The 6,083-nt window shown below is 51.9% G+C and carries 8 protein-coding genes; 3 read left to right on the top strand and 5 right to left on the bottom strand.

From position 1 onward, the window contains the following. Positions 1-392 (bottom strand): pyridoxamine 5'-phosphate oxidase family protein (locus WBP50_RS04545; RefSeq protein WP_423931994.1); only part of this gene is annotated, 392 nt, incomplete at its 3' end. A gap of 188 nt (positions 393-580) precedes the next feature. Between WBP50_RS04545 and WBP50_RS04540 the strand changes: the two genes are divergently transcribed. Continuing rightward, positions 581-1,072, top strand: coding sequence for an L-2-amino-thiazoline-4-carboxylic acid hydrolase (locus tag WBP50_RS04540; protein WP_423931992.1), 492 nt, complete (start codon positions 581-583; stop codon positions 1,070-1,072). Here the strand turns inward: WBP50_RS04540 and WBP50_RS04535 are convergent. The 4 genes from WBP50_RS04535 to WBP50_RS04520 form a co-directional block, all read right to left on the bottom strand. Continuing rightward, the gene (locus WBP50_RS04535; protein WP_423931990.1) at positions 1,050-1,985 is read right to left on the bottom strand and encodes a magnesium transporter CorA family protein; all 936 of its coding nucleotides are present in this window, start codon (positions 1,983-1,985) and stop codon (positions 1,050-1,052) included. The genes WBP50_RS04540 and WBP50_RS04535 overlap by 23 nt on opposite strands. A gap of 408 nt (positions 1,986-2,393) precedes the next feature. Beyond that, positions 2,394-3,944: an ammonium transporter gene (locus WBP50_RS04530; protein WP_423931989.1), complete on the bottom strand. Its 1,551-nt coding sequence runs from the start codon at positions 3,942-3,944 to the stop codon at positions 2,394-2,396. A gap of 48 nt (positions 3,945-3,992) precedes the next feature. Then, positions 3,993-4,346 (bottom strand): P-II family nitrogen regulator, encoded by a 354-nt coding sequence (locus WBP50_RS04525; protein ID WP_423931987.1) that lies wholly within the window; start codon positions 4,344-4,346, stop codon positions 3,993-3,995. Positions 4,347-4,802: 456 nt separating this feature from the next. Continuing rightward, the gene (locus WBP50_RS04520) at positions 4,803-5,027 is read right to left on the bottom strand and encodes a hypothetical protein (protein ID WP_423931986.1); all 225 of its coding nucleotides are present in this window, start codon (positions 5,025-5,027) and stop codon (positions 4,803-4,805) included. Positions 5,028-5,187: 160 nt separating this feature from the next. Here WBP50_RS04520 and bchF point away from each other — a divergent pair, with 160 nt between their 5' ends. Together bchF and WBP50_RS04510 are read left to right on the top strand one after the other, a co-directional pair. Further along, complete coding sequence (gene bchF, locus WBP50_RS04515) at positions 5,188-5,661, top strand: 2-vinyl bacteriochlorophyllide hydratase (RefSeq protein WP_423931984.1); 474 nt, start codon at positions 5,188-5,190, stop codon at positions 5,659-5,661. Positions 5,662-5,704: 43 nt separating this feature from the next. Beyond that, positions 5,705-5,926, top strand: a complete 222-nt coding sequence (locus WBP50_RS04510) for a hypothetical protein (protein ID WP_423931983.1) — start codon at positions 5,705-5,707, stop codon at positions 5,924-5,926. The last annotated feature ends 157 nt before the right edge of the window (positions 5,927-6,083 follow it).

Here is a 6,083-nt window from a genome sequence, read left to right as displayed (position 1 = left end):
TCGGGACGCCCGAAAAGCCCGAACGCCTCCATGAACCCTGGGTCCTGCTTGCCGAGCAGCCTGCCTCGCCCCCTGATCTGCAGACCGGTGATATCGTGGATATCGTCGGAAAACTCGGATTTCGGATCGAACACGGCCACGCTGACATTGGGGTTCTGCTTGATGTTGCCGAGTTTCTGGCCAGGCTCTCCGGCCATGTAGAGGATAAAGCCTTTCGAGCGAAAAAGGATGGGCGTGGCTCTCGGTATTCTGTTGCGGCAGGTGGAGAGCACGCACAGCCGGCGCGAAGCAAGAAAAGCAAGGATGCGAGCCTCCAGCTCCTGCGGCGGAAGCGATCGAACCACGCGCCTGGTGAAAATTTCCGGAACCTCTGGCTTCCCCTGTTCGTTCATAATATCACCTCTCTCCTTCTGTTTTTTTTACCGGCAACCAATTTCCTTAAGTTCATCAAAATCTTCCCTTCTTCAGCATGTTCACCACAGGGCGGCATGGATATTTGAACATCCTCTCCTTTCGGCGTATCTTGAAATATGAAGTTCTTTGCAATAAACCGCAACAGGGAAAGAAGGGAGACAAAACCATGCAGAACAAAAGTCCGGAATTGATCGAAACCGCCAGAAAAAAGTTCGCACAATTCAGGGCGCTCTGCGCTGAACATGGCGAAGATGCTGCATGGGAAAGCATGCTCGAAGGGTTCCCCGAACTGCAGAGGCAGCGGATGGGCCCGTCATTGGCCTTGCCAACGCTTGCGGAAGGGTTCAGGGCTGCCATCCCTTTTTTCGCAGCGGTGGGCATGGAGATGGATGTGGTGGACATTTCGAACCGCGGCGTGGACGCCGTACTGGAGATCCAGCGCTTCTGCCCGTATCTGGATGTCTGCATGGAGTACGGCTTCGAAACACCCTGCCATGTGATCTGCGAAATGGATATGGAAGCTTCCCACAGGGCCTTCCCCGAAATGAAAGGTGAAATCCTTTGCCGGCAGGCCTTCGGCAGTCCGGTCTGCATTTTCAAGTACCAGCGCCCGGCGAAGGATGAGGCCGGTGGAGTTACAGCCAGTGCCTGCTCTTGAACAACAGGACGCCTGAGGTCGAAAGCAGAAAGGAAAACAGGAGAATGAACCAGAACCCGAGTGGCGAACTTTCAAACGAATTGGGAACGTTCATTCCGTAAAGGCTCGCAATGAGCGTCGGGATCATCAGAATGATGGAAATGGAGGTCAGACGTTTCATGACGACATTGAGGTTGTTCGATATCACGGAAGCGTAGGCGTCCATCATGCCGCTGAGAATATCGCTGTAAATGTGGCTTATCTCCTGTGCCTGCTTCAGCTCGACCTCGACATCGTCGATCAGATCTAGGTCGAAATCCACTTTTTTGTGCTTAAGGTTCTTCAGCTTGTGCAGCAGGATATCGTTCGCCTTGAGAGAGGTCATGAAATAAACGAGACACTTTTCGATTTTCAGAAGCGTCTGCAGGTCTTCGTTTTTAATGGATTTCTCGAGCTTGCTTTCCGCGTTTTTTATCTGCAGGTTTATCTGTTTCAGATACTTCAGGAACCAGATGCTCGAAGAGAGAAGCAATTTCAGGAGTAAATCGAAATTGTTCTCGATGATGATGCTTTTCCGCCTTGAGTATTCGATGAAATCCTGTATGAGATCCGTTTTAAAAAAGCAGACCGACAGCATGACCTCATCGTTGAAAATCACGCCCAAAGGAACCGTCGTGAACGGCTGGTCGGGATCTCCGGTTTTATAGGGAATTCTCAGAAGCACGAAGAACCAGCCGTCTTCGACCTCAATACGCGGCCGCTCGTCCACATCTTCGATGTCCCCGTAAAAGGAGAAAGGCACCTGTAACGTATCCGTGATATACGCCTTATCCTCCCGGTCCGGACACTCCACATTTACCCAGCTCTTCGCTTCCCACTCCCGTATGCGTTCCAGCCCGTTACCATTTGCTGCATTTTTAAGAAACTCCCTCATTGTCCTGCACTGTTTAAACGTAAAAAAAACGATCCTGCATCAAGGGAAAACAGGGATGCCGGCATTATGATTTTGCCTTTTCAAAAGAGAGTCAATGCGAAGAGGCCCTGATGGAAAAACGCAAGCAAAGGAAGAAAATAATCCAATTATCCGAAAAATCGCATCGCGTTCATTTCTTTATAGACAGTCGAATTAGAGCCCGATGCGGGCGACACGGAAAGAACCCCGTCCGGCAGCCAAAACGGTGTCCGGTTTCAGTCGGCAATGCGTATGTCCGCCTCGGCCAAGCGCGGCACTCGAGAAAAAGGCTCGCTGCACAAACCGGCAAGGTTCTCCGGTTTCCCTGCGGGGGCAAAAAAAAAGCCGCCCTTTGCAGAGGCGGCTTTTTCAGGAATTGACGGAACTCCCTTATTTGGTCAGGGGCGTTTCAGAGTTCTTGTCGAGTTTGATGCCACAGTATCCCTCGACACCCATTTCAGGAACATCCAGGCCATCGAGCTCGTCTTCGGGCTTGACCCTGTTGCCGATGGTGAGATCGATCAGCTTGAAGACCACAAACCCGATAATACCCACATAAACAATGTTGGTCGCAACACCTATGAGTTCCGCGACAAACTGGCCGGGGTTGCCATAGAACAAACCGGCAACCGTTCCGGGCACGCCGTTCCAGCCGTCGCCGTAAGTACCGTCGGCAAACAGCCCGAGAGCGATGCACCCCCATGCTCCATTGACGCCGTGAACCGCAACGGCGCCGACCGGATCGTCAATCCTCAGAACCTTTTCAATGAAAAATGCGGCTTCAATCACCAGAACGCCTGAAATCAGGCCGATAAGGGCCGCCGCCTGCACGTTCACAAAAGCCGAAGGGGCCGTTATGGCAACCAGACCGGCAAGCAGACCGTTGATCATCATGGTGGGATCAGGCTTTTTCGTCTTGAAAAGCCACATATAGAGCATCGAGGATACCGCGCCTGTAGCGGAAGCGATCATGGTATTGACTGCAACCACACTGATGCGCAGGTCCGTTCCGGCAAGCGTCGAGCCGGGGTTGAAGCCGAACCATCCGAATGCGAGGATGAAGGCGCCGATAATGGCCATTGGGATGTTATGGCCCGGGATGGCGTTCGGTGAACCGTCCTTGTTGTACTTGCCGATTCTGGGTCCGATGATGATAGCTCCGACAAGGGCAAGAACGCCACCGGTCATGTGTACAACCGAAGATCCGGCAAAATCGACATGGCCGTGACCGAGGCCGAACTCCTTGCCGAGGGTCGCAAGCCAGCCGCCTCCCCATACCCAGTTGCCGTAGAGAGGATAGATGATGGTGCCGAGGACCAGGCCATAAACCACGAAAGCCGAGAATTTCCAGCGCTCGGCCATCGATCCGGTCGGAATGGTTGCCGTCGTATCCATAAATACCATCTGAAAGAGAAAGAGCGTAAAGACGCCGACGTCATAGACGTTGTTCAGAAAGAAGCCTTTTGTGCCGAACAGCCCGAAGGTGTGGCCGAAAAGACTCAGTGCGAACTCCTGGTTCAGTCCCTCGTAACCCCCAAGAAGCCCAAGGGTACCGACACCGCCGAACATGAGAGCGAAACCGCTGATGAAAAACCCGAGCATGCCGATAGGGTAGATCATCATGTTCATGGACATCGTGTGGGCGGCATTCTTCGCCCGTGTGAGTCCGGATTCGACCATGGCAAACCCTGCCTGCATGAACATGACCAGAAAGCCGGTGAGCAGCACCCATACCATGTTGATTGCCACCTTGTTCTTGCCTATCTGGTCGGTTATCTCCGTTGCGGTGGGAGAGCCGGCGGTTGCCGCCGTGATGTCAGCAGTCGTTCCGGCATGAAGGCCTGCCGGGTCAGGGGTAGTATAGGCAAAAAGATCTCCGCCAAGGGCAAAGCCCATAACCAGAAAAATCCCTGCCAGGATAAATATCAGTTTTTTTGACATGGTTAATTGTTTCTTGCTGATTTGTTGAAACCGCTTTTTTTGAAAATCCTAATCCCTGTTGTAGAGTGATTCGTCGCCACTTTCGCCGGTACGTATCCTGTAGGACAGCTCGACATCGGTAACGAATATCTTGCCGTCTCCCACTTCGCCCGTTCTGGCCGCATTCAGAAGACAATCGATGGTTTTCTGAAGATTGATGTCGCGAACGACGATCGACAGACTGCGACGGGAGATATACGAGGTATCCCTCACCGTCCCCCGGTAGATCTCCGTCTTGTGTTTTGTGTCGTTACCCTGACCGGTAACGTCCCACCAGGTGAAGAAATCGATATCGATTTCATGAAGAGCTTTTTTGACATCCTCATACTTGTTTGTCCTGATGATGGCTTCAATTTTTTTCATGGCTTTTTAGATTGCTGTTCGTTACATCGGAAAAACTGTTGTAATTCCTTTTAAAAAATACGGTTACTCGGCAGACTCCCCGCCGGATGCCTCCTGCGTTTTTTTTATTAATGCTTGCCTGAAAAATCCTGTTCATATTAGGCAATATGCATAAAATAGATAATTTTTTTAGGCTTAAAATAATTTTAACCAAATAAAAGATAAATCAACCGGAAAGACGAACACCCGCATGGCAAGACCGGGACATTCGGCTTTTCCGGCAGGAACACAGGCCGGAATGGCCGTTCCCTGCCCGGAGCATCGGTGAAAGAGACCTTGCCGCCGCACCTCGAGTTCAGGTCGGCGGGGTTATGACTGTGGCTGTGGGGGAATTGATGCAGACTCATCTTTACGGGCAGGCACGAAGGGAAAACGCCTCTCTCGCCAGACCCCATCCGGCAGCCCGGTCTGCACCGTTCAGACACGCATGCCCGGCAAAAACGGATGCGGAAACCGGCAAACAGGCGGCGGCTGAAACATAAAATCCGGTTCTATCGGCAGGAAAATCCATTCCTTTGCTTTATTTTTCATTGTCTTTTTCTTTCGGGATCCTGCCGAACCGCAACCGTTGTCACGGCAAGACCCCATGAGTGGTTTCAAATGAGAGCCCACTGCAGTTTTTTTTTCGGCATTGACCGACATATGGTGGAAGATGGTTTATTCCCTCCGGAGGGGATTATGCGTGACGATGGTATTGGCTGAAGCGGATGACGATATTCATGAAAGTTCAGAAAGAGAAGCGGGATAATTGCCGGCGGATTTCCGATTCCTTATTCACTCAAGTTGTAAAACAAGACTTATCATGCCACGTTACACGCCTGAACAGCTTGCCAAGCGCAACGCATCCGTATGGACCGAAATCCAGATCCTGCTGGCGCCGGTGCAGTTCGTCATCTTTCTGACCGGTATCGGTCTGAACGCCCTGTATGCCAGCAATCCCGCCTCCATCGATTTCTTCTGGATCAGCGTGGCCATTCTCTTCAAGACGCTCTTTTTTGTCATACTCTTCATCACCGGCATGTTCTTCGAGAAGGATCTTTTCGGCAAATGGGTCTTTTCGAAAGAGTTTTTCTGGGAGGATGTAGGCAGCTCGGTTGCAACCTTCTTTCATTTCCTCTACTTCGTTCTCGCCTGGAAGGGCTATGCCGACAGCACCCTGGTGGTCTGGGCCACCGTGGCCTATTCGAGTTACATCATCAACGCCGTACAGTATCTGGTAAGAATCTGGCTCGAGAAAAGTCACGAGCGGAAAATGAAACTGCAGGCCGAAGCCTGAGCCGGTCAGGTTTGATCAAATCACTCTAACACTCTACGGCATCATGAACCAAAGCTTCGCAAAACTCTGGAACATCACCTTTCTGGTGGTAGGACCCCTGTGGGCGCTGTTTGTCTGGATGGTATGGACGTCAGGACAGCTGAGAACGCCGCAACAGGAAATACTGTTCTTCAGCGTGGTCATACCCGGCTTCATCCTGATCTACCTCTCGGGGTTCCTTATCGCAAAACGTCACGCAAGAAAACAGGGCCCGGCTTCTTCCTGAAACCGGCAACCGTTCAGTTGCGCGGTTCGAGCACCCTGCCCTTCTCGCAGGCAACCTCTCCGGCAAGGCGGCCTGCCTTCAGGCGCTTTTTCGGCCCCGATGCGCTTTCAAGATCAAGATAGAGTACCGGGCGATCGGGCTTTATGAGATGCCGCAC

Source organism: Chlorobium sp. (assembly GCF_049593655.1).
GTDB lineage: Bacteria > Bacteroidota > Chlorobiia > Chlorobiales > Chlorobiaceae > Chlorobium.
This window is presented reverse-complemented; position numbering and strand designations above follow the sequence as displayed.